Here is a 25,368-nt window from a genome sequence, read left to right on the forward strand (position 1 = left end):
CTCCGGCAGCGACGGCTTCACGTGGCGCGCGTCGCCCACGTCGGCTGCCGACCGTGGACGGGATGCGGTGGCTCGCTGGGGACTTCCACGCGCACACGGTGCATTCCGACGGCGTGCTGTCGGTCGGTGGGCTGGCCGCGCTGGCGGCGTCACGGGGGCTCGACTTCCTGGCCGTCACCGACCACAACACGACGAGCCATCACGCCCACCTCCCGGAGGCCGGGCGCCGGCACGGCATCGTGCTCGTCCCGGGGCAGGAGGTGACGCGGGACGTCGGTCACGCCAACGTCCTGGGCGACGTCGGCCTCGTCGACTTCCGGAGCCCGCCGGAAACCTGGACCCAGCAGGCCGAGAGTCGGGGCGGCGTGCTGTCGATCAACCATCCGCTCGCCGCGGACTGCGCGTGGCTGCTGCCGGTCGATCGTCCGCCGGTGGCTGAGGTGTGGCACTCCTCGTGGGCCCAGGTGCCGACGTGGGGAGCACCGCTGGCCTGGTGGCTGCTCACCCCCGAGACCGTGCCCATCGGCGGCAGCGACTTCCACGAGCCGGGTCATGACGGGCTCCCGGGATCGCCGACGACGTGGGTCCTCGCCGAGGGCGACGACGTCGTCCAGGCCGTGCGCGCCGGGCGGACCGCGGTCAGTGAGTCGGTCGACGGGCCCCTCGTCATTCGCGACGGTGACGAGATCGTGGCCCTCGACGCGGAGGGGCTGCTCCTCACGGGATCGGGCCGGCCGCGCCGCCGGGTCCTCGGTGACCGCCTCCGCGTGCCGGGGTGGTCGGGTCCCTGTTGGCTCGAGGACGACGACCGGGTCGTGCACGCCCTCTGCGGGTGAAAGTGGGCACTCGACTCTCCCGAGGGGAGTCATCCCGAGGGGGCATCCGGAGAGGCTGGCAGTAACTGTCAGGGGTGGAGCGGGGCTCCGATTCCTACTCTCACTGCGGCGATCTCCCACGGGCGCAGCGGAACCCGGACCCGACCATCGGCCACGTCGAGCTCACTGCTGGGTGTGCCGAGCGTGCCGCGCCCGTCCACGACGGCGGCCACGTGGACCGGCACCGCATCGGACCCGAGCACCGCGACGGTGGGCTGGTCGGACATGTTGACGACCCGCACCTCGACGGCCGTGTCGGCATCGGTTCGGCGCCGCAGCGACACGAGCTCGACGCCGGCGCCCAAGAGGGTCAGGCCCTCGACGGACGGCAACGCTCCGTCGGCTGGTCCGAACCCGCGGGCCACGACGACCGGGTGGAGGTAGGCCTCGGTCGCCTGGGCGACCTGCGCTGCGGCCCACGAGCCCTGGTGCGGCATGACGGCCAGCGAGAGGTGGCACGGCCCGAGCGCCTGCGCGTCGGGTGTCGGCAGCTGGGGACCGGCCGGCTCGCTGCGGTACGGGTGCACGTTGCGGCTGAGGTAGCCGATCGAGCGCAGCAGCGTCACCGCTATCTCGGTTCCGTCGCCTGAGCTCGCCGGATCCACGGGGTCCGCGGAGTCCACGACCTCGTACTCCACCGTGCGGCCGAGGAGGACCGCGACGCCTCCCGCGTCGACGAAGCGCTCGGCCGGGAAGGTCGGCAGCGGGTGTTCCCCGACCGGACCGGCCTCTGCGGTGCGACCTCGTTCCACGACGGCGAGCTGACCCTGCGCGTGCGACACCGCAGCCGGCCCGGCCGTCGGGACGTGAAGGCGCAGCCGGTGGTCGCGGGTGACGTTCTGCCAGTCGAGGCGGAGCCGGACGAAGGGCTCGCCGGCTCGCAGCTCGGCGTGCATCGCCACCGCGGTGGACTCGGTGGCATCGGACCGCCCGGCAAGGTCGCTCGCGACGGGAAGCTCGTAGCGGCGGTCGACACGCAGGGCGCCGATCACCGGGCCCTCGCTTCCGAGCGCCGTCACCGACACCTGCGTCGGCTCGCTGACGAGCACGTCGTGCGCCGGCGGTGCGTAGTTGTAGGAGTCGCCGGGATCGCCGCCGTCGACGAGCCGCCCGACTCCGCGGAGGGTGACCCCGTCCGCGCTGACGGTCAAGGTGCCGTCGCCGTCGACCCGGACCTGCACGAGTCCGTTGTCGAGCACGCGCTCGCCCTGGCGTATGCCGTGCCGCCCGCTCTCGCTGGTCGCTTCCATCGGGGTGGGCATGAGCGTGGGCGCGGTCATCTCAGCGACGCGAACGGTGGTCCACCCCAAGGGCGGCGCGGGGATGGCGGCCGCGAGCCGGCGTCGGGGCTCGTCGGCAGTGATCACGTCCCAGATCGCGTCGGGCCCGGATGCCGTTGCGGCACTGCGCAGCCGGGCCTCCGCGGCGATGGCGTCGAAGTCGGGGTCACCGTGGTCGGCGAGCTGGAAGGTCAGGCGCTGGCCGGCCCCGTCGATCTCGATGTCGCGCAGCTGGAGGCCGAAGAGCTCCCGGTCGTGCACGCGGTGCATGAGTCGGGGCAGGTCACCGGAGCGGACCCGCTCGCTCGCCAGCTCCACGGCAGGCCGCGATACCTCCTGGGCCGGGACCACTCGGCCGCCGGGCAGCTCGAAACCGACCGCGGACCATTGCTCGGGCACGGGCAGCGTGACATCGATGACGTCATCTCGCTGTGTGGCAAGCGGATTCGCGACGATGACCGACCCGGCCGGGCTCATCACCTGTGCTGCGGTGAGAGCGCGGTCACGCACGGCCTGGGCGGCGTGCTCGCCCTCCTGGAGCCGGGCGAGAACCTGGACGGCGGTCTCATCGACCCCGCACCCGGTCACCGAGTCGTGGCAGGAGGAGTCGATGACCCGACGCCAGGCCATGGCCAGGTAGTGCGACGGCAGGCTCTGCAGGTGCAGGGCCGCGAACGGCTCGGCGTAGCGGGTCAGCAGGCGCTCGGTGCGGGCCATCGCCTCCTTGAGCTGCCAGCGCACCGAGAGCACGCCGGGCAGGATGTTGGCGCGCGCGTGGCTGCGCAGCTCCCCGTCGACGACGCGCAACGCCTCGCGCGGGTGGCGCGGCTCGGCCAGGTAGTCCGTCAGCGTGGCAACCCGGACGGCCGGCCCGTCCGGGGTCGCGTCCGCGACCTCGTTCAGCTCGGCCACCTCGGCCATCAACGAGGGGAGCGGGGCGGCGTGGTCGGTGCCGTACATCGCGAGGAAGTCCCCGGCATACCAGTGCGATTGGGTGTCGAGCCGCGCGGCAAGACGTTCGCGGGCCGCGCCGCTGCCGAAGACGTCGGCGGCGTTGCCGTAGCTGTTGGCGAGGAACTCGGTGCGGATGCCGGTGCCGTCGGGGGAGCGCCACCAGAACTCGTGGCAGTCGACCTCCGCCGGCACGCCGCGGTAGACGACAGCCTGCTCGATGCCGACGTGACGCAGCAGCTGGGGCATCTGCGCGCAGTGGCCGAACATGTCGGGGAGGTAGCCGATCGGCATCACCGCGCCCAAGCGGGAGGCGTCGGTCCAGCCCATCTCGAGGTTGCGGATCATCGTCTCGCCCGAGCAGAGGAACTCGTCCATGAGCACGCGCCACGGACCGATTGCCAGCTGGCCTCGGGCGACGAGCGCGCGGACGGCCTCGGTCTGCTCGGGCCGGACCTCGAGGTAGTCGTCGACCGCGGCCATCTGGCCGTCCATCGTGAAGCGGAAGTCGGGCTCGCGCTCCGCCCGCGCAACGACGTCGTCCATGAGGTCGACGAGGCGGAGGCGGAAGCGCTGGAAGGGCTCGTACCACTCCCGGTCCCAGTGCGTGTGGGGGACGAGCCACACCGTCGTGGTCATGGCTCACGATCATGTCAGCAGGAGGGGCCGCGCGCCCGGCAAGCGGTGCCGCATGCCGCGTGCCGGGTGGTGAGATCTCGAGTCCGTGGCCGCCAGCTCTTGGCAGGTAGCGGTGACCCTAGGTAGAGTACGACTATGCCACCCCGGATGACCATGGCAACACGGTTGGTCCTCGACGTCCTCTTCAGCGACCTGACGGCCGACTGGTACGGGTCGCGGATCGGCCAGCTCGCCGGGCTGCCCAGCGGCACGGTCCATCCCATCCTGGCCCGCCTGGAAAGGGTGGGCTGGCTGGAGTCCCGGTGGGAGGACATCGACCCGAGCACGGAGGGGCGACCGGCGCGCAGGTACTACCGGCTCACGGAGTCGGGTGCCACACAGGCGGGGAGGGCCTTGGCCTCTGCGCGCCGACCGCGACCTGGCTTCGCTGCCATTCCGAAAGCTGCGATACCGAAGGAGGGCTTGTCATGAGAAGGAAGAACCAGAGGGCGGCGGTCCGCTTCGCGGCGTCGGCGATGGAGCGGGCCACCGTCGGCGTCCCCCCCGAGACCCGCGATCGCTACCACGACGAGCTGGTCGCCGAGATGCACGACCTCGGGCGGATCGCTGCGTGGCGCTACGCCGTGGGGGTCGCCGCCTCGGCCTCCACGATGCACGCCGCCCTGACGGACGGCGGACCGCAGCCGGAGCCCGCCCTCCACCTGCCCATCGGCTGCCGCACCAACACCCGCCACGTGTGGCAGACGTCCCACACGCCGGACGGCGAGCTCTACCGCGCCTGCGCCCGGTGCGGCAAGGAGTACGTCCATGTCGGTTCAGGCTTTGGCTTCGTCGGCGGCTGAGCCGCGTTGCCGTCCTCGCCCCCACCGGTAGGCGCGCACGTGGAAGTGCTCGAACGGGAAGCACTGACACAGACCACTGACCCCGCCGGCGCCGGCGGGGTGCGGGGCGAGACGGTCAGGTGTGCCAGGTGACGCCGAGCGCGGTGACCGTGGCCGTGAGGTCGCGGTCGTGGACCTCGGTGTGGTGCTTGGGACACAGCAGGGCTGCGTTGAGCAGGGAGGTGCGACCACCGTGTCGCCAATGGACCGCGTGGTGGGCGTCGCACCAGCTGGCGGGCACCGTGCACCCGGCCCAGCTGCAGCCCTTGTCGCGCGCGATGAGGGCGAGTCGCTGGCCCCGGGTGAAGAGGCGCCGCCTGCGGCCGACGTCGAGCGGCTCACCGTCGCTGCCGAGCACCATGGGGATGATCTCGGCGTCGCACGCCATCCGGCGCACGACCCCCGGCGACAGCACGTCGCCCGTCAGCGTGGTGCAGGTCCCGCTGCCGGTGCTCCGCCTGGAGGAACGCTTGCGCCGGAATGCCTCGGGGATGTCGCCGTTCACGTCCGCGAGGAGATCGTCGAGGTCGATGAGGACGACGACCTTGGCCTTGTCGGTGGTGGGCACGCCGTCGGCGGAGGCGACGCCGCGCTGGACGATGGCCAGCAGCGCGTCCATGCGGCGCCGGGCCGGGGTGCGGTCGTCGGGGGTGACGGTGCGGCCGTGCTCGTCCTTCTCGGGGCACGGGATGGACAGTGGATCGATCGCGGACTTGAGGATTGCCGCGCCCTCGGGGTCCAGCACGCCGCGCAGGCCGACCATCCCGGTGGCGTTGGGCTGGGTGAACCACAGTCCGCGCGCGTCGCGCCGGCCGCGGTCGAGCGCGTCCTCGTCGCGGGGCGGCTTGATCTGCTCGGTGTGGTGCCGGACGAGCCGGGACAGCTCTTCAGGCCGGAGCTGCCGGGCCTGGTCGGTGAGGTCGTCGAGGGCTGTCGTCAGGTCCTGCGGGTCGGCGACCGGGGCGGTGCGCTCGTGGAAGTCGACGATCTGCGCGGCGTTGCCGACCGTCACCTGTTGGGTCACGACGAGCAGGCGCAGCCGGGCCCATCGCGCATCGGCCAGTGCCGTGCCCACCGTGACGAAGGCCTTGGCCTGCCCAGCCGACAGGGACGGGTCATGGCTGCGCAGCCAGTCAGCGCGCGACAGCCCATCGGGAGCCTCGACGCCCCGGGACACCAGCTCGGAGACGATGTTGACCAGCGTCACCTCGTGGTTGCGCCGCTGGTGGGCGACCTGCTCTGCCGCGGCGGTGAGATCGGCGCTCGCGTGCCGGTCGAGGGCGAACCCCGCGACGGCCTCGACCGCGATCGCCTGCTGACGGTCCCTGTCGTCGCTGTCGTCCCCGCGCGCGGCCGCTCGCTCCGCGGTGGCCTCGATCCACGCCGGGTCGTTGACCATCTCGTGCCACTCCGCCTCGGAGAGCGGCTTCAAGGCATCAAGGTCGAGCGAAGCCAGGCTCTCCGCCGACAGCTCCGACCACGGCCCGTGCGCCGCGGTGACCGGCCGTGACTCCGGCGCGACCCGTCGCGCCCGCCGCGCTCGTCGATGACCCTTCCCCCGGTGCGCGGTCGAGGCGTCGGGCGCGGACGGGGGTGACGGCATACGACCGGCGAAGCGCTCCCAGAACCCAGGCTCGGACGCGCCACCCGCAGCGCGCTGGCGCGCCTCGAGGTCGGCGAGCCGGCTCCGAAGGAGCGCGAGCGTCGATGGTTCCGGTGTCATGAGTCGAACATACCTTCGACCACCGACAGTGCTCACGCAGACGTTCAGGCGGCGTCGAGGCAGGGCTCGTAGCCCGCCCGGTGGTCGAGGTAGCCGCCCCAGCCGTGCGGGGTCACGGCGTAGACGTCGCCGTTGAAGGCGCCGCGGAGATGGTTGGAGCGCCTCCACGCCATCAGCCATGCGCCCTCGTGCTCCGTGCTCGTGACGCGACCCTGCCGGCAGACGACCGTGACGAGCACGTGGGTGATGCCGTGTCCGTCGCGCCCGGAGTGGGGCAGCCGCACCGAGAAGTCGCGGATGGCCGAGGCGTGGCTGCAGTACCGCATCGACCACTTCCTCTGCCCCGGCGCCCTGGCCCGCACGAGCGGCCGGCCCGACTTCGCCGACTTCACCTTCGACCACGTGCTCAACGGCACCATCGCGGCGGAGCGTGACGACACGCGCGAGCTGTGGCTGATCGTGTGTCGCGACAACGAGATCGACACGGTGCAGCTGGTGGCGCCCGACGTCATGCCGTGGGAGCTGCGGCCGTATGCCTGATGCCGGCCCTTGTTGGCGCGTGCCCCTTCCGTCCGCCGCATGAAAGTGCTATCTAAGTGATATCACTTTCTTTTGCGTGCAGGAGGCATCATGAGCTCCGTCCCGACCCCAGCTCCAAGCCCAACAACCCAGGGGCCCGTCGGTCACCAGGGGGTCCGCGTCGAGATCGCGCAGCGCCCGGCCCTCGCCCTCAACGGCTGGTTCGGTGTCATCGTCGTGGCGGCGTGCGGCGTCGCCATCGCCTACATGGTCACCAACGACAACACGGGCCTGCTCTGGCTGCCGATCCTCGTCGCCGCGCTCGTGCTCTCCGCACTCGTCGTCGTCCCGCCGGGGCAGACGCAGGTCGTGCAGTTCTTCGGCCGCTACGTCGGCACGGTGAGCCGGCCCGGCTTCTGGTGGGTGCTGCCGCTGACGGTCCGCCGCCAGGTCAGCATCCGCGTGCGCAACTTCGAGACGAGCCGGCTCAAGGTCAACGACGCCGACGGCAACCCGGTCGAGATCGCCGCCATCGTCGTGTGGCAGGTGGCCGACACGGCGCGGTCGACGTATGCCGTCGACGACTACGTCAACTTCGTCACCGTCCAGGCCGAGTCGGCTCTGCGTCACGTCGCGAACACGCACCCCTACGACGTCGCGGAGGGTGCGGGCACCTCGCTGCGCGGCTCCACCGACGTCGTGGCGGGCGAGCTGGCGGCCGAGGTGGCGCAGCGCGTCTCGGTGGCCGGAGTCGAGATCGTCGAGGTGCGCATCTCGCACCTGGCGTACGCGCAGGAGATCGCCCAGGCGATGCTGCGTCGCCAGCAGGCCAACGCCGTCGTCGCCGCCCGCAGCCGGATCGTCGAAGGTGCCGTCGGCATGGTCGAGATGGCCCTCGCCCGGCTGGCGGAGCACGACATCGTGGACCTCGACGAGGAGCGCAAGGCCTCGATGGTGAGCAACCTGCTCGTCGTGCTGTGCGGCGACCAGCCGCCGTCGCCGGTCGTCAACGCGGGATCGCTCTACACGTGAGCCGCCGACAGGTGCTGCTGCGCCTGGACCCCGCCCTGCACGACGCGCTGGTGCGCTGGGCCAACGACGAGCTGCGCAGCGTCAACGCCCAGGCCGAGCTCATCCTGCGGCGGGCGCTCGCCGAGGCGGGCCGGATGCCCAAGCACGCCGGCCCGCTGCCCAAGCGCGGACGACCGCGTCGGACGCCGGACGAGACCGCCTGATCACCGACGTCACGCCTCGAGGTGGGGCCGCAACCAGAGGCGGGACCTTCGCCTCTGGGCGCGCCGCCACCGGGCTCGCACGCTGGGGCGAGGAGGTGGCAGGTGGGGCGTTCTCCGCGTCGCATCGGAGCCAAGGCCGCGACAGCAGCGGGCGTGGGGTTGGCCGCTGTGTCGCTGGCCGCTGTGTCGCTTGCGGCCTGCACGACGTCACCCAGCCAGCCTTCGTCGCAGCGCGCGTCGACCACCACCACCACCACGTCGAGGACCCTGGCCGGAGTGCCGCTCGTGGCGTGCACGATCAAGGGCGAACGCCCGACGCGGGCGCACGCCACCGCCCTCTGCGGCACGCTGACCGTGCCAGAGGACCGGTCGAAGCCGGCGGGTCGACAGCTCGGGCTGCGCGTGGCCGTCATCCCGGCGAGCGCCGCTCGAGCGGCAGCCGATCCGGTCTTCGCCCTGGCCGGCGGCCCGGGTGAGGCGAGCACCCAGTTCTTCGCGTGGTTCCCGTCGGTCTACGCGACGCTGCACGCCGCCCACGACATCGTCCTCGTCGACCAGCGCGGCACCGGCGCGTCGAAGGCCGCGACCCTCCCGCCGCTGCCGGCCACCACGGGGCTGTCCCCGGCGGCAGCGGACGCACGGCTGGCGACGTGGGCGCGCGACGGCCTCCACGAGCTCGACGTCGACCCGCGCCAGTTCACCTCCACCGTCGCGGCCGACGACCTCGACGCGGTGCGTGCCGCCCTGGGCTACGGCACGATCGACCTCTACGGCAGCTCGTACGGTGTGACCCTCGCGCAGTACTACCTGCGCCAGCACCCCGAGCACGTGCGCACCGCGGTCCTCGACGGAGGCACCCCGCTCGACGTCCCGGTCTTCGAGCGGATGGCGGCCAGCAGCCAGGCGGCGCTCGCGCTGGTGCTGCGGCGCTGTGCCGCTGACCAGAGCTGTCACACCGCCTTCCCGCGGCTCGACGCCGAGTGGCGCGACGTCCTGGCGCGGTTCCGGACACCGGTGCGGGTCGTCGACCCATCCTCCGGTGCGGCCGCCGTCATCGACCAGGGCACCCTGGCCGAGGCCATCCACGCGGCGCTGCTCACCGAGGCGGGAGCAGCGCAGCTCCCGCTCGCCATCCACCTCACGGCTGTCGGGAAGTACGTCGAGGCCTCGGCGTTGATCGGCGTCAACGACGCCGACCGGCCCAACCTGCTCATGGCCGATGAGATCCTCTGCTCCGAGGCGTGGGCGAGGGCAGACGCCGCCGACGTGGCGCGGCTCGGGGCCGGCAGCTATGCCCTCCCGCGTGAGCTGGCCAAGGCACAGCAGCGGGCGGTGATGTGCGCCCACCTGCCGCGCGGGGTCGTGCCCCAAGGGGACGGCGGCGGGGTGCGGACGCCGGTGCCCGTGCTGTGGTTGGCCGGTGATGGGGACCCGCAGGACCCGCCCTCGAACCTGACCGGCGTCGCGGCGCAGCAGCCGCACAGCAAGGTCGTCGTCCTGCCGGCGCAGCAGCACGTCGTCGGGCACCTCGGCTGCCTGCCCGCCATGGTCGCGGCCTTCGTCGCGGCCGGGAGGGTCGACGGGCTGGACACGTCGTGCGTGGCGGCCGGCTCGCCCGCGCCGCCCTTCCGGCTTCGCTAGAGGCGCAGGACCGGCTCAGGACAGCGAGCGGATCGACCCGCGCACCTGGACGGGCATCTCCACGAGGTGCTCACCGGTCGCCTCTTCGGGGCGCAGGACGAGCTCCATCGCCTTGCGACCCATCTCCTCGTAGGGCAGTCGGGCGGTCGTCAGGGCGGGCCGCAGGTAGGAGGCGATCTCGTCGTCGTCGAAGGAGGCGATGGACACGTCGTCGGGCACGCGCAGACCGCGTTCGTTGAGGGCCTGGTAGGCGCCGAAAGAAACGCGGTCGTTGAGGCAGAGGAACGCCGTGACGGGCACCTTCGAGTCGAGCACCTGCACCGCGCCGGCGTAGCCGTTCCACGGCTCCCAGGAGCCGACGTCGACCACGGCGACGGGCGTGGCGCCCGCCTCGGTGAGAGCCTCGTCGATGCCGGCGAAGCGAGCGCCGATCGTCACCGAGGCGCGTGGGTCGGCGGGGGCGTCGGGGGTGCTCCCGATGATCGCGATACCGTCGCCGTGGCCGTGCTCGAGGAGCAGGCGCATCATGGCGCGGCCGGACGTGCGCTCGGCGGGCAGCACCGAGGCGCAGGGCCGCGTGCTTGCGCTGTTGGCCGTGACGATGCGCATGGACTCCGGCAGCGGCGGCAGGTCGAGGAGGCGGGCAGCCATCGACCCGAAGACGATGCCGTCGACCTGCCGGTCGATCATGAACTCGAGCGCCTGGGCGAGCTGCTTGGGGTGATTGCCGGTCTCGGCGATGAGGACGGCGTGGTCGCCCTCGTCGGCCACGTCGAGCAGGCCGCGGATCATCGCCGACGCGAAGCGGGTGATCGTCACCTCGTCGGAGATGAAGCCGATGGAGCCGGTCCTGCCGAGACGGAGGGAGCGGGCCGCAGGGTTGGGGCGATAGTTCAGCTCGCGGGCTGCCTCCTGGATGCGGGCAACCGCATCGTCCGACAGACGCGAACCGGGACGGTTGTTGAGCACGAGGCTGACGGCCGTCTTCGACATCCCGGACCGCGCGGCCACGTCGGCGAGCGTCGGTCGCTTCGTCACTGACCACTCCTTGGTCGTCGCCCGGGCGACGGTCGTATGCCGGATGTCCCTTTCGCGGGAGCCAGAGGCGATCGTACCCCGCGGTAGGACGATCACGACTACATCACAGCAGGTTAAAAGGTTTTAGCAACCCCTTGTGCAGGGTTGGGTGCGAGCGCTACATTCGGCGCTGAAAGGTTTTAGCACTGGCGCTGACCTTCCAACACCGGAGGACACGATGAAGCTCACCCCCACCAAGCGCGTCGCCGTCGGCCTGCTCGCCGCGGCGCTGCCCCTCTCGATGGCCGCCTGCACCAAGGGCGCCAGCTCCAGCTCCGGCGGCGCCGGGGGCGAGCTGACCATGTGGACCCACAACGCCGGCAACAAGGCCGAGCTCGCGTCGATCACGGCGATCGTCAACGACTACAACGCGAGCCAGAAGAAGTACAAGGTCAAGATCCAGGCCTTCCCGCAGGACTCGTACAACCAGTCCGTCGTCGCGGCCGCGGCCAGCAAGAAGCTGCCCTGCATCCTCGACATCGACGGCCCCAACGTGCCGAACTGGGCCTGGGCCGGCTACCTGGCCCCGCTCGAGGGCATGGACTCCACGCTGTCGAAGTACCTGCCGACGGTGCTCGGCAAGTTCAACAACAAGACCTACTCCTTCGGCTACTACGACGTCGCGCTGGTCATGGTCACGCGCAAGACGATCCTCGACAAGTACGGCATCCGCGTGCCGACCGTCGACCAGCCGTGGACCAAGGACGAGTTCACCGCGGCGCTGAAGAAGATCAAGGCCTCGGGCGCCTACGCGAACCCGCTCGACCTCGCGACGAGCTTCACCGGCGAGTGGTGGCCCTACGCATACTCCCCGATGCTGCAGAGCTTCGGCGGCGACCTCATCGACCGCAAGGACTACAAGTCGGCCGAGGGCGTGCTCAACGGTCCCAAGGCGGTCGCGTGGGCGACGTGGTTCCGCAGCCTCGTCACCGACGGGCTCGTGCCGCTGAAGTCCGGCGCCGACCCGGCCAAGGACTTCATCAACGGCAAGTCCGCGATCCTCTACAACGGCACGTGGACGGCCGTCGACACCCGCAAGGCTTTCGGCAAGGACACCCTCTTCCTCCCGCCGCCGGACCTGGGCACCGGCCCGAAGATCGGTGGCGGCTCGTGGCAGTGGGGCATCTCGCAGAACTGCTCCGACCAGGCCGGCGCCCTCGACTACATGAAGTTCGCGTCGCAGGACAAGTACGTCGCGAGCGTCGCGACGGCCACGACGAACATCCCGGCCACCGACGCCGCGGCCGCCCAGGTCAAGGGCTACGAGAAGGGCGGGGAGAACCAGGTCTTCCTCGACTACGCGAAGAAGTTCGCGGTGCTGCGTCCCGTGACGCCGGGCTACCCGTTCATCGCGACGGAGTTCACCAAGACGGCGCAGGACATCCTCAACGGCGCGGACCCGAAGCAGTCGCTCGACCAGGCCGTCAAGGACATCGACGCGAACCAGAAGTCCAACGGCTACTTCCAGTGAGTGACTGACATGACCACCATCACTGCGGCCGAGGACGCCTCGGCCATCGCGACCCGGAAGAGGACGCCCTTACCGGGCTCCCGCTCATCGACCACGACGGCGCTGCTCATGCTGCTGCCGGCGGCGGTCCTGCTGATCACGTTCCTGCTCATCCCGATCGGGCTGACGTTCGGGCTCGCCTTCACCAACGCCCGGCTCATCTCGCCCCGTCCGGCGGAGTTCATCGGCACCGACAACTTCGTGCGCCTCTTCCAGGACGAGACGTTCTGGGCGTCGCTGCGCAACACGATCGTCTTCGCCGTGGTCATCGTGCCGCTGCAGTCGGCGTGCGCGCTCGGGCTGGCGCTGCTCGTCAACGTCAAGATGCGCGGGGTCAACTTCTTCCGGACGGTCTACTTCCTGCCGGTCGTCACCTCGATGGTCGTCGTGTCGATGCTGTGGCTGTTCATGTACCAGAAGAACGGCCTCATCAACCAGGTGCTGCTGAAGTTCGGCATCCAGGGTCCCGACTGGCTCGGCGACCCGCACACGGCGCTGCTCGCGATCATCCTCATGTCCGCGTGGCAGGCGATGGGCTTCCACATGGTCATCTGGCTCTCCGGGCTGCAGACCATCCCCGGCGACCTCTACGAGGCGGCCGACCTCGACGGCGCCGACACGTGGCAGAAGTTCCGCTACGTCACGTGGCCGGGCCTGCGGGCGACGCGGACCTTCATCCTCATCACCATCACGATCTCGGCGTTCGCGCTCTTCACCCAGGTCAACATCATGACCCAGGGCGGCCCGCTCGACTCGACCTCGACCCTGGTGCTCATGGCGGTCCGCGCCGGCTTCCAGCAGCAACAGACCGGCTACGCGTCGGCGATCTCACTCGCCTTCTTCGTCCTCGTGCTCGCCGTCACCCTGCTCAACCGCTACATCACCCGAGACAAGGACGTCGTCCGATGAGCGCCGCAACCACCACCGGGACCGAGACCACGGGGACCCTCGCCCACGTCGCCGAGACCGCCGTCCCCGAGCACCACCGGGGCGGGGAGCGACCGCACCCGGCCCGGCAGGGCCTCGGGCTGCTGATGCGGATCGTGCTCTGCCTCGTCTTCGGGCTGCCGCTGCTCTTCATGGTCGTGTCCAGCTTCAAACCGGACCTGCAGATCTTCGACGACCTCGGCAGCATCAAGGCGTTCCTGCCCACCGGCGACATCTCGACCGACAACTACACCGGCGTCTTCGGCCGAGTTCCGTTCGCGCAGTTCATGATGAACTCTGTCCTCATCACCGTGGTCACCGTCGTGCTCGGCATCGTCGTCAACTCGATGGCCGCCTTCGCCCTGGCCCGGATCGGGTTCAAGGGCGGCGGCATCGTGCTCGGGATCATCCTCGCGACGCTCATCGTCCCGTTCGAGACGCTGGCGCTGCCGCTGCTGTGGTGGTCCAACCAGCTGCCCTTCCTCGGGCCCGACGGGTTCAGCCAGGGCTGGCTGGACACCTACCAGGTGCAGATCATCCCGTTCATCGCCAACGCCTTCTCGATCTTCCTCTTCTACCAGTACTTCGACTCCATCCCGAAGGAGCTCGACGAGGCGGCGAAGGTCGACGGGGCGGGGTGGTTCCGCATCTACCGGAGCATCGTCATGCCCCTCTCGGGGCCGGCCGTCGCGACCGTCGCGATCCTCACCTTCCTGCCGATGTGGAACCAGTACCTCTGGCCCCTCATGGCGGTGCAGACCGAGGAGCTGCGGCCCGTCATGGTCGGCATCGACTACTTCAAGCAGCTCAACACCTCGTGGGGGCAGATCATGGCGTACGCGACGATGATCACCGCGCCCGTGCTGATCCTCTTCATCGCCTTCCAGCGATCGTTCATCAACTCCATCGCCTCGTCCGGCGTGAAAGGCTGAGTCGTGTTCAAGCTTCCCGAGGCGTGGGTGTGGGACTTCTGGACCGTCGACGACGGCGAGCAGTACCACCTGTTCTTCCTCTACGCGTCGCGTGCGTTGCGCGACCCCCATGCCCGGCACTACCGGGCGTCGGTCGGTCACGCGGTGTCGTCCGACCTCGTGTCGTGGGAACGGGTCACGGATGCGCTCGTGCGCTCGGACGCGCCGGCCTTCGACGACCTCGCGACGTGGACGGGATCGGTCGTGCGGCACCCGGACGGGCGGTGGTTCATGTTCTACACGGGGTCGTCGCTGAACTCGTCCGGGGCCAACGTGCAGTCCATCGGCTATGCCGTGTCGACCGACCTCTACGTGTGGGACAAGGCGCCGGGGCCGGTGCTGTCGGCGGACCCGCGGTGGTACGAGAAGTTCTCCGACGGGCACTGGCACGACGAGGCCTTCCGCGACCCGTGGGTGTTCGCCGACCCGGACGGGGACGGGTGGCACATGCTCATCACGGCGCGCGCCAACCACGGCGACACGGTGGACCGCGGCGTGGTCGGGCATGCGTGGTCGGCCGACCTGGAGACCTGGGAGCTGCGGGAGCCGCTGTCTGAGCCGGGCCAGGGCTTCGGTCAGCTCGAGGTGCTGCAGCCCTTCGTCGTCGACGGCCGTCAGGTGCTGCTCTTCAACTGCATGGTCGGCGACATGCCGGAGGCGGCTCGGGCCGAGGGTGTGACCGGCGGCGTGTGGATCGCCGACGCGAAGTCGCCGCTCGGGCCCTACGACATCGCCCGCGCCCAGGTGATCGATGACCCGTCGCTCTACGTCGGCAAGTTCGTCACCGAGCGCGACTCGGGGGACACGAAGCTCCTCGCGTTCGTGCACGACCGTGACGGCGCGTTCGTCGGCGAGATCACCGACCCCTACGCCGTCTCATGGCAAGGCGATCGCTTGGTGCTTCAAGCCTGAGCGCCGCCGGGAGCTTTTCGCACTCGACCCATGGGGGGCCGCAAGTGTCAGGTCGAGTCTCAACTCTCGGATTACGACAGCCTGGATCGAAGTTCTGAGAGGTCCAGCCTGGTGAGCGTCAACGACGTTGGCTTCACCCCGACGCCGTTTGTTGCCAACACGTGTGCGAGTTCCAACCCATCCACGAGACGGACGGGCGGTCGGTCTGGTCGGGTGGCCTCCTCGCGCGCAGCCTTGGTAAAGCGCCCCGTTGTGATCACCATCGGCTGCGCGCCTGGTCCGACGCTTCCTCGGAGTTGCGTCACGACGCTGGGACCGACGCCTCCAGAGACTCTTTTCGCTTGTACCGCGAGCTGTACCGGCGGCAGCCCAGGGAGGCTCAGGGTTCCCGTCACGTCGATGCCGCCGTCCCCCAGGGAGCCCGCGGTTGCGGCGCCAATGACAACGGCGTCCTCACAGCCGAGCACCTGCAGGTAGACAGCGCAGAGCTGCTCAAACTCTGCTGGCGTCAGTACCTGCAGTTGAGCAAGCAGGTCAGCTTCCACCAGTTCGTTCAGACGCGCCGCGTCCAGGTTGATCTTGCGCTCGAGGGCGCGTGCTGCAGGCTCCTCGGCGACGTCGTTCACGGGAACGAGGCGATCCGCCGTGATTTCCTCGAGCCGGGCATCCGCGTCTGCGGTAAGCGCGAGATTGGTTCCCATCAGTCCCCGCAGCGCCGAAACTGTGCCGAGTAGGGGATCCGCGTCCGACTCCTTTCGCAGGAGTGGTGGCGTCACCTTCGAGTGAATCTGCACATCGAGGCGCCAATCCCCGAACTCGCTGGCTTCTTCCCGCGGAAGTGAACTGACCGTACCGACCGCGTAGATCCCTGCGCTCGATCCGGTGATGCGGAACCAGACTCGGTCCCCTGGCTGAATAGCGTGTCGATGTTGGTTGACGGCCCAAGTCTCAGCGGGGCCGCTCTCGAGGGAGGCCATGAGGTCGTGCCGTTTCGGGTCAGCCTGGAAAACCCAAGCGCCGGAGCGGTCCTCGCCCACGCTGTCGTCACCGGGGTCCGTCCCTGTCTCCAGTACCTGCCGTAGGCGAAGTTCAGCAGCGTGCGCCCTCGGACGGAAGACCGTCATGATCGCGCTAAGCGCGTTACGCAGATCCTGTGCGAGAGAACTCGCCGGTACCGATTCGGCGAGCCACTCCACCCTGCGGGCAGCGCAGAATATTGGGAGCTCCGGGCGTGACTCTGCTTGCCCGAGAACTTGAGCGATGCGGAAGGTGGCCGAGCCCTCGAGCGGTACGACGACGAGGTCGCCGGGGGCGATGGTGTTGACGAAGTGCCACACTTGGCCCGAGTAGTTGCTCACCGTGGCAGCGCTGGAGTCGGTGTACGTGGAAGTGATCAATCCTGTCAGCTGAGGTCGGGTCAAACCGATGGGTGATTGAGGTAGCTCCGGCCAGCCGATCGCAATGACGTCGTGTTCGACGAACAGCGGCAGACTGCTGAGGTTCTCACCTGCTCGCACCACCCACACCGTCACCTGGACTCCTCACGCCGCACATATCTCTTACGCACGACCAGTTAACAGCAGCTTTGCTGCTCAGAGTGTTCAGTGCAGCCGGGCCGTGAGGCGCGGTGCATTGTCGACGTGCGTGCGATCCGATGGGGCGAAGTAGTTGTCCCGGCTTGGCCACGAGTTGTGGCTCACCAGAAGCCGAGATTCAGGGGGCAGGGATGCCGCTCCAGCGCCGAGAGTGCCACTGTGGCTACGATCTGGGCGTGCCAGATCAAGAGTCGCTGTTTGGAGACCTGCCCGATGATGAAGTGGGCAACGACCAGGCTCAACCGCCGACGTCCGGACTGCCTCATTGGCGTGTCGATCTGCTGAGGGCTGCCCTCGACAAGCGCGGCCTCATCTCGATGCAGGAGCGGCAAGGCGCTGTTGAGGCGGTTGTCGGGCACGCGGTCGCAACTCTTCGTGAGCTGACTGTCGCCGAAGCAACGACTGTGCTTGAAGACCTGAGCGTCGGCGGCAGCGAGGGCACAACCTCGAGCTGGGATGACCGCGACGGAGATACGTGGATCGACCGACTGTGATGGCATTGCGTCACGCATGTTCGAAGATGCTGACTCAGCAGCCTTGGCATGCAAGGTCGTGATATGAACGCCGACCTTCCGTCTACAAAAAACCAGTGGCGCGATCAGTTCAACTCCGCGCTCGACAAACTCGCGAGTCTGGCTGACATCGTGGAGGACTCGGATCCGATGGCGAGTCGTGTCACTGAAGCCCAGGAGTCTCTCCGGGAGTTGCTCTGGGACGCGCCCTCGACCATTGACAGCGCTCGATTCGAGATCGACGACCTTTTGGCCGAGTACCGCCATGAGGCAATCGCTGAGCACATGGTGGACGTCAAGGCGGAAGCGAGAAACATTGCACGGTACTGCCTCCCTTATGCGATCGCATGTCGCGTGGCGGACATCGACGTCGAGCTCGACGATGAGATCGACTTGAATGATCTTCAGGGATCGGCAGGCCCGGCTGCGACAAAGGACGAGGAGGGTGTTGACCCCTCCGGCACGCGGGTGGTGCTCGCGACAGCTGACGAGTCTGGCGACGACTCAACGCTTGCGGACGAGATTGATGAGGACATCGCGGAGCAGTCTCGGCTCCTTCGGCATCATCTCGACGAACTCAAGGATGTGGCTTGGGAGGCTGTTTATGCAGCGTCTAGGGGCGACGTCGTCCAGGCAATTCATCATGCGCAGGAGGTCGACCTCCATCACTGCGCGGCAGTCGCGGCCCACGAAGGGTGGTTCGAGGCTGTAGGCGCGATGAGCAATGTCGATACTGGCAGGCTGGGTCCGCTCGGCGAAGAGATCGACATGTTCATGGAGTGGCTCCGCACGATGAAGTGAGCATCTCCGCGAGGGCTCAACTTAGACGTCTTACGAGACGCATCTCCACTAGGCTTTTTCCCGCGGAACCTCAAGGCAGAAGGCCGCACCGCCAAGCCTCACGAAAGCGCGAACGCACCCCATGACGAGCTGGATCATCACCATCGACAAGGGTCACCCGCAGCATTGGGCGATAGCCAAGCGGCACGGCTTCTGGGATATGACGAAGTCCTTTCCCATCCAACATGGCGACACCGTCTACTTCTGGCAGGCCGGTGGATCGATGGTGTCGAAGTGCCGCGCTACGGCGTCGGCATTCGCGATCAACGGCGGGTGGCGCACTCCGTGGCTAGATGGTGGTCTGCGGAACTACCGGGCAAGCGTTGAGTTCACGGTGCTTTCGGAACGCCCTATGGGCCAGCCGAAGTGGGGTGAGCTCCAAGAGCGGATGAGCAAGAAGGTGATGCTCCAGACGCCACGGTCGTTCGACAACCCGCGAGATGAAGAGGTGCTCGCTCGCGTGTTCGCCTGATGGCCGCCCGAGAGAGCGCAACTCAAAGGCGAGCGATAGTGCGGTGTCGGGCCAGTAGGCCCGTGTCTGGGTGGTCCGACGGGTCCTTAGGGAGTCGGACCTTTCGCCCCTTGAATGCCTCGTACTCGGTGCCCGCGAGCTGTGAGGAGACGCCAACGCGCATGGCCTCCGTCACCCACATGAGCCCTTTGTCAAAGAGGTCGTGAACGTCGCCGCGAAGAAGCAGGCCGTTGCGCACGGAGTTGTTGCCAGAGTTGGCGTACTCGTGAATGTGCGCTGCTTGTAGGACTTCTTTCACCGTCGTTCCGGTGAAAGCGCACCGACCACCGTAAGCACCCATGAGGCGAGATCGGAACAGGGGCTGCCCCTGCCGCGCGATCACGCTTTCCACTCGGCGTGTCACATCGTGGGGTGCTGTGCCGTCGGTTTGCGGTGAGAACGAATGGTCCGCGCCGACGGCGGCCAGGAGGTTTGAGAGTTCTGACGGAGTCAGTTTCCGCACACCCTGTGTGTGCTTCTCGAGAATCCCGGTGATCGGGTCAGCAGCCATATGTCTGCACAGGAAATCGTCCCATTCGACATGGAAGGTCCACCCGTCGCCGTCCTCGGCCTCCTCTGGCTCTGACGTCACGGTGCCGCATCCGACGAATGCCGCAAGCGGCAAGGTGGCTCGTGCCCAGATCACGTCACCGGCGTGAAACTCCTTCAGTCGCCGGCTCAAAGTCCAGACATGATCGCTGCTCGAGGTGTGTGCCGCATGAGTACCCATAAAGAAGTCAATGACGGCCAGCCGGCTTCCGTCGGGATCAAAGTAACCCCAGCTCTCGTACCTGTCGTTGACCAGATAGACCCAGTGCGTGGTCACGTATCCCCCCTGACGTTAGGCCAACATGGCGCGGGGTCTGGCTGCCGAGAGGCAGCCAGACCCATTGGCTAAATGTCGACGAGCTGGTGACTCTGCGAAACTTGACCCACCCAGAATGCTTCCTTGTCCTCAGGGCTGGCCTTCGCACAAAGGAGGCCCAGCTCTTGGGCGAGGCTGTAGAAGCCGTGACCAACGTCGGCCCGCCCCTTCAACGTCACAAGTGCCGACAGCATGACTCCCGACTTCGGGTAGTCCAGGCGCGTCACATCCTCGAGAAGGCTCCCAATGGCGTGACGTCCTATGTCAGTCCGCAGGTCGAATGTCCGAAGGCCGGTTTCCTCGGTAAGGCGAGTGTTGAGTTCCGTATAGGTCAGCGCTCCACGCTCGCGTGCCGTCGCGCGGAGAAGCCTCAGCGTCTCGTCGACGAGCGTCACCCACTCCTCCGGGTCGCGACCGTAGCGACGCCAGGTAGCGGGCCGACTCGCGGTGGACTGACCTCCTGTGGCGTCGGGCGCCTGATCTACGTCCGACACGGTGACAGCGACTGGAGTAAGGGCGACTGGGCCGCCGTTAGGCACGTCTCCATGCACGTCGGCTTGTTCCGCTGCGGGCGCACCGAAGGCCAGGTCGCGGACCCGGTCGAAGCAGTACCGTGCCTCGTCCGTCAAAGACCGCCGGTCGAGCAGGCGGACGGCATTGCGGTAGAGCTCTCCCTGCGTGTCCCACTCGAACCGGCTGTCCGCGACCCGAAGCAGCTCGGCTAGCTCGCGGGGCGGAACTTGATCGTACGAGCGAGGGCCGAGGTGCCGGAGCCGGACCAGCGGCTGTTTGGGCAGACGGTAGGTCTTGCGCTTGACGCCCCCAGCGGAGAGGGGATCGTCCTCCACCAGTTCCTTGCTCTGGACTGCACGGGAGATAGCCTGGTTCAGCAGCTGGGCGACCTGCTTGCCGGGCCGACCGAGCAACCCTGCCTCGGCATAGGCCGCCTGGAGGCGGTCGCCGGTGACTGGGCCCTCCACCCGGATGATGTCGATGAGACCTTCGTGGATGGCCTGCAGCGAGCTGCCCGTGAGCTTTGGAACGGTGCCCCGGAACGGGGTATAGGCGAGAACCTCGCCTAGCTCAGGTTCGTCCTCGTCGGCGTCGCCATCGGTGTCGTCGAACAGGCTCCAGTCGTGGGCGGGAGCTCCAGCGTCCGGTGCCATGAGCGACACGGTGACTGAATCGTCGTGAGGCACCCCCGCAGAGGCAGCGTATGAGTCATCGGCATCGGCGTCTGGTTCATCGCTCCCTTCGGCGGTGGGTGAGTCATCGCCGGCGGCGGCGACTGCAGCGCCACCTATGGCGTCGCCCGCCTCAGCTGCCGCCTCGGCTGACTCGTCGAACGGCAGGATGCCGAGCTCGTCGAGGAGTGGCCACAGTCCGCTGAGCGCGGCTTCGCTGTCGAGGTAGAAGGCCGACTCGCGAACGCGGAAGAAGTGCCACCCGCATCGCTGGAGCTCCCGCTGGCGCGCGAGCTCGGCCGAGTACGAGCTCTCGCCGCCCCACGTGTCGCCTTGGCACTCGATGGCGAGCCGCCCTGAGGCGCCCACGACAACGAGGTCCAGGAGACCCTCGGTCGAGGCGTAGCTGGGCACGACGGTGTAGCCGCGCTCGACGATCCGGTTGTGGACCCGCTGCTGGAAGAGGTTCTCGAAGCTTGCCTCCAGAAGGCTCTCCGACGCGACCTCTGACGGCTGGGAGTCGAGCTCGGGAGCTCGGTTCACCACCGAGTAGCAGTACTCCAGCAGCTGGTAGCGCAGGTCATCCTTCAGTTTGAGGTCGTTCTGCGTCAGCGAGTGAAACAGCCACAGCTGGTCCTTGGCGCGTGACACGGCAACGTTGAAGCGCTGGAGGTACATCTCGGTGTTGAGCGCGCCGAGACGGATATCCTCGCCCGCCGAGGACACCATGGACAGGAGCATCACGTCGCGCTCGGAGCCTTGGAAGTCGGCGGCGTCTCCGACCCGGATATCGCGAGCGCTCCACTCCTCGGCGGGGATCTCGGCGAGCAGCAGCTTGAAGATGTGCTTGGCCTGCGCGGCCCCGACCAAGGAGATGACTCCGAAGGTGAGCCCGTCGTAGCGCGGGTCCTCGAGGAGTGCCTTGATCTGGTCGACGATGGCTCGGGCCTCAACTGGGTTGGTCTTGTTGCTGGCGCCGTGCTCTTGTCCATCTGCAAGATGGACGACCTTGATGGGGTCGAGACGCCGCGCGCCGTACTGACGGACCGGGATCAGCTCCACGTTGTTCGGCCGGTAGGCGACCGCATTCGAGAATTCGATGATCTCGGGCACGCACCGGCGGTGCTCCACGAGCGTCAGTTGACCACCGTACCGCTTGACGGCCTCGTTGAAGAAGGACTGCTTCGGATCGGCCCACGTGCCCTTGTGTGGATGGTCGGGGATGTACTGGTCGGCCAGCTTGATGAGGCTGTCGGTGTCGACGCCGACAGCCGTTGGGGACACCTGCATGTCGTCTCCGACGACGACAATCTTCTTGGTGAGGTACTGCAGGAAGGTCGCCTCATGTCCCGCCTGGGATGCCTCGTCGACGAGTACGACATCGAACATGTCCTCCTCGGCAGGCAGCTGCTCCGCAACGCGGTAGATCGGCATGATCCACACCGGCACGGACGAGCGGCAGCGGTCCATCGACCGTCGGATGTCCGCCTGGACGAGCGCCGCGTTCTTTCCGGTGCCCTTGCCCAGCTTCTTGACCAACTGGGAGTAGTGCACGAGCTCGGCGCGCGCCGACGCAGGCAGGCGCGAGGGGCTCACGGCGTGGCCCCAGGCCCGGTGCTGTGCCACCGCTGCTACGCAGTTGTGGATCTCCGACTCGAGCGCAGTGAGTTGCGCCTGCACGTCGTTGACGTCGGTACTGTCCTGAGCCACGAGCCACGACCGGGTGGTCGCCCAGTTCCACGCCGCGGTCAGTGACGTCAGCCGGTCGGGCCAGGCAGCGTCGGCGGCGTCACTCTCCACTGAATTCGCCAGCACCCCGGCAGACAGGTGCATCCGCTGGCCCAGCGACTCGCGCTCACGTAGCTGCGCTGAGACCTCGTGAAGGCGGTGGATCCGGCGTCGCGCCGCGGCGTAGGCCTCGTGGTCGGTGTCGACGACGGCGCCACGAAGCTCGCGCACACAGGGCGCGGCGTCGGGCCAAGCGGCGATGGTGCCGAGCATCGTGGTGAGCGCCTCGATCGGCTTGGTCGCGCTCCGCCAGGCCTCGTCGGCGGCCGCGGCGTCGACGAGGCGGGCGTAGTCGAGCACCTGCTGCACGTCGGTCCAGTCGGGCCGGGCTAGTCCGACGCTCGCGAGTGACTCCTCCTCGGCCATGAGCGTTGCACCGAGCTCAAGGACCAGCGCGAGGCGGCTCACCTGCGTCTCGTGCCACGCGGCCCGCTCGCCGATCGTGTCTTCTTCGGGGATCTGGACGGCCGCCGGCCACGCGCGGTCGAGCTGCCCGAGGATGCTCTCGGCCTCAACGTGCGCGAGGAACGCGTCGAGCGCATCAGTCGTGGTCGGCTGGCGGCGGTTGACCCGGACGGACTCGAAGAGCGCACGTGACTGCTTGACCGCGCCGGGCGTGAGCAGGCCCATCTTCGCGGTGCCGTCGGGGTTGGTCTTGATCGCGCCGCCGCCCGACAGGAACGCCGTGAGGTGCTCGGCGAGGGCCGTGAGCGTGCCGAGGTCACCGGTGTAGGAAATATCGGTGCCGAGCGGGAGTCGCGCGGTGAGTGTGTCGAGCCGCTCTAGCAGTGCACGCACGTGCGTGGCACGGTTGTCCCACACTTGGGGAGCGCCAGCCCGGATGTCACTGAGGGCGTCACGAACCCACTCCTCGCGAGACTGCTCGAGCCGCTCGATCATCTGGATGACCCGGCGCATGCGCGCCTGCAGGTCGTGCCGCTCGGCCGACGGCATCGCCTCGACTGCGCGTGCGGCCTCGAGGGAGAGCAGCTCCGAGTGCGCGGAACGCACGTCGCCCGCAGAGCGCTGTTGGTCCACGAGGGCCAAGAAGCTCTCGGGCGTGGGGACCTGCTCGAGGTCGACGAGGCGCATGCGGCTCTCGGGCGCGTCCTCGTCGAGCGTCGAGTCACGCAGGAGCGCGAGCCAGCGGAGGGCCTCGGTGTCGGTGAGTGGCGCAACCTTTCCGGGCAGTGCTGGCATGGTCGCGGCGATCCACTCGAACCGCGGTTGCTCAGCGGTCAGCTGTTGAGCGATCGTCGAGAGGGTGCCGTCATAGGTGCTGTGGCTGCGCTGCACCGCTTCGGCCTCGCGTGCGCGGACCAATGACGAGGTGAGGTCGCTACGCCGCGCACCGAGGTCGTCGAGGCGTCCGAGCAGACGGTCGATCTCGTCGTTGTTCGCCGTGGCGTTGAAGTTCTGCGCTCGGTGCGCGATCGTCTCGACCGCGGTCTTCAGCTCGGTCAGCTCGGCGCGGGATGCACCGATGACCGAAACGGCGAGGGCCTGGATGCCCTTGGGGAGCTTGCCGCGGACCTCCTCGAGGGCGCGATCGGTGTGCGCCGTGACGAGGACGCGCTTGCCCTGGGCGAGCAGGTGCGACAGGAGCGCGGCGGCGGTGTGCGTCTTTCCGGTGCCGGGCGGGCCCTTGACGAGCGTCTGTGCATGGGTGTCGACGCGGTTGATGATCTCGCGCTGCACAGTGTTGAGCGGGAGCGGCGAGAACGTCTCGCCGTCGACGACCTGGAGCGCCCCAGGCTCGGGGTCGGTGAGTGCCTGCGGCGGCTGGTCGGGGTCGACGAGGGTGCGCAGGCCCGCGGGCACCATGCCGCTCGTCTCGATGTGGCCCGCGATGTCGTTGAACATTCGGACGAGCCCGGCGTTGGTCCGGAGGCGAAGGATGAGGGCGGGGTCGCGACTGATCGTCGGGTTGGCGCCGGGTGCGGCGGTGACCTCCGCGTTGTACGTGCCCTGCGAGCCGAGGCTGTTGACAACGCTGAGAGCGAGGGCCTTGAGCGCGTCGGCATCGAAGGGGTGGGCGTCGTAGCTCTCGCCTGCGGACCGGGTCTCCTGCACCAGACTGGCGCGCGGAAGCAGAGACGCCTCGAGCATCTCCAGCTCGGCGCTGAGCCCGACCGTGGGGGCGTCGCACTTGAAAGTAAGGCGGCCGGTGCGGTTGTCCATCGTCGCAACGACCGGACATGTGAACACGTGGCGGCGCACCGTGGGGTGCAGGTCTCCCGGGTTCCACGAGAGGAGCCCGACACCGAGCACGAGCTCGAACTCGTCGTTTCGGGATTCGGCCTGGAGGAAGGTCTCGTAGAGCGCGGCGTAGTAGTCGCGCACGGGGGCGTCGACCTTCTCCCGCTCGGCCCACGGGCGCCACCGCGACATCCACCGCTCGAAGGCTGCGGTGATCTCGGGATGGTCGCTGAGCTGGTCAAACTCCTCGACGTCCTGCTGGGTGGAGAAGTCAAACCGCTTGCCCCTCCTGCGGCGCTCGAGCAGGGCTGGGACGACGCTCGCTTTATCGGGGTCGCCTTTGATCCAGGGCACGATCTCCGGCGGCACCTCGGGAGGAGCCTGGCGAATGAGCCGGTCGACCGACAGCAGGAACCCGTCGGTGGGCTCGACGTCGCGGAACGCGCTCCTCACCGCGGCGTGCTCGGGGGCCTTCACCACCCAGTGCACCTGACCACCCGCACCCGAGCGCTTGTAGTCGTCGATGTCGCGCACGGGACGCGAGCGCATGGCCTGGGCCTGCGCGAGGAACTGGAACAGGCGGGCGGCGCGCTCGGGGAGATCGGTGAGGCCGGCGTTGTAGATCATGTGAGAGGTGCTCCTGCGGGACTTCATCGACCCGCAGGCCATCAAACTGGCCAGCGAGGCGAAGGTGCTGAGGGGCAGCAGTCACGACGACGACCCCTGTCAATGC

21 protein-coding genes are annotated in these 25,368 nt (G+C 68.6%); 14 read left to right on the top strand and 7 right to left on the bottom strand.

Annotation, left to right across the window (positions count from 1 at the left end; all coding sequences use genetic code 11):
- A partial coding sequence (locus AC1DP0_RS00005; RefSeq protein ID WP_478081549.1) for a CehA/McbA family metallohydrolase occupies nucleotides 1-836 on the top strand: 836 nt, incomplete at its 5' end.
- Nucleotides 837-904: 68 nt separating this feature from the next.
- Here the strand turns inward: AC1DP0_RS00005 and AC1DP0_RS00010 are convergent.
- Nucleotides 905-3,745: a glycoside hydrolase family 38 N-terminal domain-containing protein gene (locus AC1DP0_RS00010; protein ID WP_478081551.1), complete on the bottom strand. Its 2,841-nt coding sequence runs from the start codon at nucleotides 3,743-3,745 to the stop codon at nucleotides 905-907.
- Between the two features lie 147 nt (nucleotides 3,746-3,892).
- On the opposite strand from AC1DP0_RS00010, the gene AC1DP0_RS00015 reads away from it, so the two are divergent.
- Together AC1DP0_RS00015 and AC1DP0_RS00020 are read left to right on the top strand one after the other, a co-directional pair.
- Nucleotides 3,893-4,216: a PadR family transcriptional regulator gene (locus AC1DP0_RS00015; RefSeq protein ID WP_478081553.1), complete on the top strand. Its 324-nt coding sequence runs from the start codon at nucleotides 3,893-3,895 to the stop codon at nucleotides 4,214-4,216.
- Nucleotides 4,213-4,587: a hypothetical protein gene (locus tag AC1DP0_RS00020; protein ID WP_478081555.1), complete on the top strand. Its 375-nt coding sequence runs from the start codon at nucleotides 4,213-4,215 to the stop codon at nucleotides 4,585-4,587. Before AC1DP0_RS00015 ends, AC1DP0_RS00020 begins: the two co-directional genes overlap by 4 nt.
- A 115-nt stretch (nucleotides 4,588-4,702) precedes the next feature.
- On the opposite strand, the gene AC1DP0_RS00025 is transcribed toward AC1DP0_RS00020, so the two are convergent.
- Both AC1DP0_RS00025 and AC1DP0_RS00030 read right to left on the bottom strand, forming a co-directional pair.
- Entirely contained in the window at nucleotides 4,703-6,349 is a 1,647-nt protein-coding gene (locus AC1DP0_RS00025) for an HNH endonuclease signature motif containing protein (protein WP_478081557.1), read from the bottom strand.
- A gap of 44 nt (nucleotides 6,350-6,393) precedes the next feature.
- Nucleotides 6,394-6,675, bottom strand: coding sequence for a hypothetical protein (locus AC1DP0_RS00030; protein ID WP_478081559.1), 282 nt, complete (start codon nucleotides 6,673-6,675; stop codon nucleotides 6,394-6,396).
- Between AC1DP0_RS00030 and AC1DP0_RS00035 the strand changes: the two genes are divergently transcribed.
- From AC1DP0_RS00035 to AC1DP0_RS00050, 4 genes are all read left to right on the top strand, one after another.
- On the top strand, nucleotides 6,647-6,889 hold the full coding sequence (locus tag AC1DP0_RS00035) for a hypothetical protein (RefSeq protein WP_478081561.1): 243 nt from the start codon (nucleotides 6,647-6,649) through the stop codon (nucleotides 6,887-6,889). The two genes, AC1DP0_RS00030 and AC1DP0_RS00035, sit on opposite strands and share 29 nt — an antisense overlap.
- A 90-nt stretch (nucleotides 6,890-6,979) precedes the next feature.
- Complete coding sequence (locus AC1DP0_RS00040; RefSeq protein WP_478081563.1) at nucleotides 6,980-7,900, top strand: SPFH domain-containing protein; 921 nt, start codon at nucleotides 6,980-6,982, stop codon at nucleotides 7,898-7,900.
- The gene (locus AC1DP0_RS00045; RefSeq protein WP_478081565.1) at nucleotides 7,897-8,103 is read left to right on the top strand and encodes a type II toxin-antitoxin system antitoxin; all 207 of its coding nucleotides are present in this window, start codon (nucleotides 7,897-7,899) and stop codon (nucleotides 8,101-8,103) included. Before AC1DP0_RS00040 ends, AC1DP0_RS00045 begins: the two co-directional genes overlap by 4 nt.
- Nucleotides 8,104-8,379: 276 nt before the next feature.
- Nucleotides 8,380-9,744, top strand: a complete 1,365-nt coding sequence (locus tag AC1DP0_RS00050; RefSeq protein WP_478081567.1) for an alpha/beta hydrolase — start codon at nucleotides 8,380-8,382, stop codon at nucleotides 9,742-9,744.
- Nucleotides 9,745-9,759: 15 nt separating this feature from the next.
- Here the strand turns inward: AC1DP0_RS00050 and AC1DP0_RS00055 are convergent, their stop codons facing one another.
- The gene (locus tag AC1DP0_RS00055) at nucleotides 9,760-10,782 is read right to left on the bottom strand and encodes a LacI family DNA-binding transcriptional regulator (protein ID WP_478081569.1); all 1,023 of its coding nucleotides are present in this window, start codon (nucleotides 10,780-10,782) and stop codon (nucleotides 9,760-9,762) included.
- Between the two features lie 217 nt (nucleotides 10,783-10,999).
- Here AC1DP0_RS00055 and AC1DP0_RS00060 point away from each other — a divergent pair, with 217 nt between their 5' ends.
- From AC1DP0_RS00060 to AC1DP0_RS00075, 4 genes are read left to right on the top strand one after another with little or no spacing between them, the layout of a single operon-like run.
- The gene (locus tag AC1DP0_RS00060; protein ID WP_478081571.1) at nucleotides 11,000-12,292 is read left to right on the top strand and encodes an ABC transporter substrate-binding protein; all 1,293 of its coding nucleotides are present in this window, start codon (nucleotides 11,000-11,002) and stop codon (nucleotides 12,290-12,292) included.
- A gap of 9 nt (nucleotides 12,293-12,301) precedes the next feature.
- Complete coding sequence (locus AC1DP0_RS00065; protein ID WP_478081573.1) at nucleotides 12,302-13,240, top strand: carbohydrate ABC transporter permease; 939 nt, start codon at nucleotides 12,302-12,304, stop codon at nucleotides 13,238-13,240.
- Nucleotides 13,237-14,190, top strand: coding sequence for a carbohydrate ABC transporter permease (locus tag AC1DP0_RS00070; protein ID WP_478081575.1), 954 nt, complete (start codon nucleotides 13,237-13,239; stop codon nucleotides 14,188-14,190). The genes AC1DP0_RS00065 and AC1DP0_RS00070 overlap by 4 nt, the downstream gene beginning before the upstream one ends.
- A gap of 3 nt (nucleotides 14,191-14,193) precedes the next feature.
- Nucleotides 14,194-15,141 carry a family 43 glycosylhydrolase gene (locus tag AC1DP0_RS00075; RefSeq protein ID WP_478081577.1) on the top strand — a complete coding sequence of 316 codons (948 nt, stop codon included), beginning with the start codon at nucleotides 14,194-14,196 and terminating at the stop codon, nucleotides 15,139-15,141.
- Between the two features lie 71 nt (nucleotides 15,142-15,212).
- On the opposite strand, the gene AC1DP0_RS00080 is transcribed toward AC1DP0_RS00075, so the two are convergent.
- A complete protein-coding gene (locus AC1DP0_RS00080; RefSeq protein WP_478081579.1) occupies nucleotides 15,213-16,673 on the bottom strand; it encodes a restriction endonuclease in 1,461 nt (486 codons plus the stop codon).
- Nucleotides 16,674-16,912: 239 nt separating this feature from the next.
- On the opposite strand from AC1DP0_RS00080, the gene AC1DP0_RS00085 reads away from it, so the two are divergent.
- The 3 genes from AC1DP0_RS00085 (at nucleotide 16,913) to AC1DP0_RS00095 (ending at nucleotide 18,560) form a co-directional block, all read left to right on the top strand.
- Nucleotides 16,913-17,230, top strand: coding sequence for a hypothetical protein (locus AC1DP0_RS00085; protein WP_478081581.1), 318 nt, complete (start codon nucleotides 16,913-16,915; stop codon nucleotides 17,228-17,230).
- Between the two features lie 63 nt (nucleotides 17,231-17,293).
- The gene (locus AC1DP0_RS00090) at nucleotides 17,294-18,049 is read left to right on the top strand and encodes a hypothetical protein (protein ID WP_478081583.1); all 756 of its coding nucleotides are present in this window, start codon (nucleotides 17,294-17,296) and stop codon (nucleotides 18,047-18,049) included.
- A 121-nt stretch (nucleotides 18,050-18,170) separates the two neighbouring features.
- A complete protein-coding gene (locus AC1DP0_RS00095) occupies nucleotides 18,171-18,560 on the top strand; it encodes a hypothetical protein (protein WP_478081585.1) in 390 nt (129 codons plus the stop codon).
- A gap of 22 nt (nucleotides 18,561-18,582) precedes the next feature.
- Here the strand turns inward: AC1DP0_RS00095 and AC1DP0_RS00100 are convergent, their stop codons facing one another.
- The gene (locus AC1DP0_RS00100; RefSeq protein WP_478081587.1) at nucleotides 18,583-19,425 is read right to left on the bottom strand and encodes an HNH endonuclease; all 843 of its coding nucleotides are present in this window, start codon (nucleotides 19,423-19,425) and stop codon (nucleotides 18,583-18,585) included.
- A 68-nt stretch (nucleotides 19,426-19,493) separates the two neighbouring features.
- On the bottom strand, nucleotides 19,494-25,262 hold the full coding sequence (locus AC1DP0_RS00105) for an AAA domain-containing protein (RefSeq protein ID WP_478081589.1): 5,769 nt from the start codon (nucleotides 25,260-25,262) through the stop codon (nucleotides 19,494-19,496).
- Nucleotides 25,263-25,368 lie beyond the last annotated feature (106 nt).

The organism is Terrabacter sp. P5_B1, from assembly GCF_056400505.1.